Origin of the sequence: Pseudomonas sp. R25(2017) (assembly GCF_002112565.1) — a bacterium.
Classification (GTDB): Bacteria; Pseudomonadota; Gammaproteobacteria; order Pseudomonadales; family Pseudomonadaceae; genus Aquipseudomonas; species Aquipseudomonas ekonensis.
This window is the reverse complement of sequence record NZ_NEHZ01000040.1, coordinates 1-3,326: the sequence shown is the minus strand read 5'-3', so window position 1 is coordinate 3,326 and position 3,326 is coordinate 1. Positions and strand designations below refer to the sequence as shown.

2 protein-coding genes are annotated in these 3,326 nt (G+C 57.6%); both read left to right on the top strand.

Translation table 11 applies throughout. The features are described 5' to 3' along the window. The coding region (locus CAG31_RS27915; protein WP_085586966.1) for a DUF4123 domain-containing protein at nt 1-496 on the top strand (496 nt) is incomplete at its 5' end. After that, nucleotides 493-3,326: DUF6531 domain-containing protein (locus CAG31_RS27910; RefSeq protein ID WP_139831441.1), on the top strand; the 2,834-nt coding region annotated here is incomplete at its 3' end. The genes CAG31_RS27915 and CAG31_RS27910, both read left to right, overlap by 4 nt.

Below are 3,326 nucleotides of genomic sequence, written 5' to 3'. Positions count from 1 at the left end.
CGACGCCCTCGACTGGGGCTGGCTGGCCGTCTCCCGCAGCGAACCGGACGAAGTCTTCGAACACCTGCGCAGCCTCACCCAAGTGAAGATGCCGGACGGAACCGAGGTGTTCTTCCGCTTCTGGGACGGCCGGCACATCCACCCGATCCTCAAGGGGCTGGGCGAAGCGGCCGGGGAACTGCTGCCGGTGTTCGAACGCTACCTGATCAACGGCCAGAGCCTGGAGGTCGGGCCGCGGGTGGTGAGGAAGGCGAAGGACTGGCCGTGGTGGGAGGTGCCGAAGGGGTTGTTGGATGGGCTGATGGCCGAGAACCCGTCGACCGTGATCGGCAACATGATGCAGTGGCTGCTGGATGAGCACGCCGACCTGTACTTCTCGTTCCCCGAGTCGAACCTGCAAAAGAAAGTGGCGCGCTTCGTAAAGCGAACGCCGCTCACGGAAGAAAATTTTACTGGGCTGCTGAAGGCCCATTTGGAAAGTGAGGTGGCGGTATGAGCGTGTTGATGGGTGGAATTGTTGGCGGCCTCAATGCCAAACAACCTGATGCTCAAGCCATCATTAATGACTTCAAGAAGTGCCTGAAGGATTACCGCGAGCATGCCGAAGCCTGGTACGGCGGCATTCTGGATGCTGAGCAGCAATTCAAGGTCGGAGACGAAGTCAGCACGGCGGACAAGGACAGCAAAAAGGAAAACACCCTTTATGCCAACTGCCCCGCGAACGGCAAGCTCGTGCTTGTGCACAGCTTCGAATCCGCGCGTTTTGTACCGATCGGCAATACGCCAGTACGCTTGACCCCTGTGGTCGATGGTCGCTTCATCGGCAAGAATGAAGTCGGGCCGGCGATCAACAAGACCATCGACGCAACCGGAATCCTCGAAGTCTCCGGACTCACGCCCAACCAGCAATACAAAATCACCTTTTTCCCCAATCCCACGCCTGCCCAGATCGACAGCCTGTTCAACTCCTATCAGGGCGTGATCGGCGAACTCGGAGGCTGGCTGCAGACGGAGTGGAGCACCAGTTTCCTGCCGCTCTGGCAGGCGCACACCGATGCCTCGATGGGTGGACGCGTCCTGCAAGAGCTGGAGGCAGCGTGGGAGGGTTTCCTGAAAGCGATCATGGGCTTGTGGGGCGATATCACGAGCCTTTACGACCTGGTCGCGCACCCTCGCGAGAACTACGAAAAACTGAAAAATTTCTTCACCGAAGAACAGATCAAGAAAATTTATGATGCCTCTGCAGAGGCTATTCAAACTGCCCTGCTGATCGCCAGCGATGAACCACTGATGTGGATTTACGTCGCAGCCATCGTGGCCTGGGTGAGAATGCTGCCGCCACAGACCTGCACTGAAGTTCTGGCCCAGATGAGCACAGAGTTCCTGCTGAACATTCTGGTCGGTATCGTCCTGACCGGCGGTCTCGGTCTGGCAGTGCGTGTTGGCACAAAAGTCATCAAGGGCGTACAGAGCAGCGGCAAAGTCGTGAAGTTGATTGAAGACTTCACAGGCATGCTGATGAAGGTGAGCAAGTCCAAAGCGGCACCGCATGCCGAGACATCGAAGCCCTTGCTGCTCAATGGCGATTCAAAGTTCAACCCGGCGCGTAAAGCCGACGTCAAGATTGCGGATCCCAAACCTGCTGAAACCGCGACACCGCCGAAGGAGTGGCATCCTGTCGAAGGGAAAGTGAAGTCCGATGCGCAGGTTCAGACCCGCAAGAAAAATGAACCGACCTCGCAGATCGAACAAGTAGAACACGTCGACAATGCTCCCCAGCAGTCGAAAAACCCGGCTGATCAACCGTCCAAATGCGTCAATGAAACCTGCGCCAAAGACGACCCTATTTCAATGGTGACCGGTGAGGAACTGCTCACGCTCACCGACGGCGAACTGGGTGGTCTGCTGCCTCTGGAATGGACGCGCCTGTACCGCAGCAGTGCCGTCGAGATTGACAGCCGACTCGGACATGGCTGGAGCCACTCGCTGTCTCATCGTTTGCAAATCGATGACGAAGGCGTCCTTTGGACAGATAACGAAAACCGTCAGACGCGGTTTCCGATGCCGACTGAACAACGGCCGGCCATCACCAACAGTTTGGCTCAAGCGGCAATTTACCTTGGCGATGCACCCGGCGAACTGATCCTGACACAGGCTGGCCCCAAAGCACGCTTCTACCATTTCCGTGCCGGGCGATTGTCAGCGGTCAGTGACGCCTATGAAAACCGCCTGCACCTCAGCTATGACTTTGTTGATCGCATCCAACGCATCGATAACGGTGCTGGACGATCTTTGCTGCTTCGCTATGACGATCGCCACATTGTGGCCGTGGATCACCAACAGCAGCGCGCCGAATACAACGAGCGTGGTGAACGCCAGGATCCTTGGCTAACCATTCAGACGCTGGTCACCTACCGCTACAACGCTCGCAATCAACTCGTATCTGCGATCAACGCCTTGGGCGAAGCCGAGCATTACCGCTACAACGACCAACACGTCATTGTGGAGCGGCAGTTAGCCGGTGGCGCCAGTTTCTTCTGGGAATGGGAACGTGAAGGTAAGCATTCACGATGCGTCCGTCATTGGGCCAACTATTCACAATTGGAAGCACGCTACGAATGGGACGATAAGGGCTCAGTCACTGCCTACAACTCTGACGGCAGCGAACAGGTCTATGTGCATGATGAGAATGCACGGCTGCTCAGTGAGACGGCTCCCGACGGCGGCGAGACGCAAAATGCCTACGACGATCAGGGACGTCTGATCGCCGTTAAAGATCCGATGGGCGCGATCACTGAATACCAGTACAACGACTCGGGGCGTTTGAAGGCGGTCATCCCGCCGGAAGGTGTTCCTACCCGTTACAACTATTTCAACGGCCAACTCGTTGACGTCCGGCGTGGCAAGGCCCGCTGGAAATACGAACGCAACCGTCAGGGTGATATCACCCAGCAAACCGATCCCGACGGCAATGAAACCCACTACAGCTACAACCTCAAGGGCCAACTGACTGAAATTCGCCACCCGGACGGCAGTCGTCATCAACTGGGCTGGAACAACCTCGGCCAACTGCTGGAAGAGCGCCTGCCCGACGGCGGGCAATGCAAGTACCGCTACGACGCGCTAGGCCGGCAGATCACCCGCCAAGATGAATTTGGCGCTATCACTCAGTATCAGTGGGATGCGGCTGATCGCCTGACCCAAGTCACCTTGCCTGGCGGCGCTACCCGCGCGTTCAGCTATAACCCTTACGGCCGCGTCACCGCCGAACGCGACGAACTCGGCCGCATCACCCGCTACGAGTACGCCGACAACCTGCACCTGGT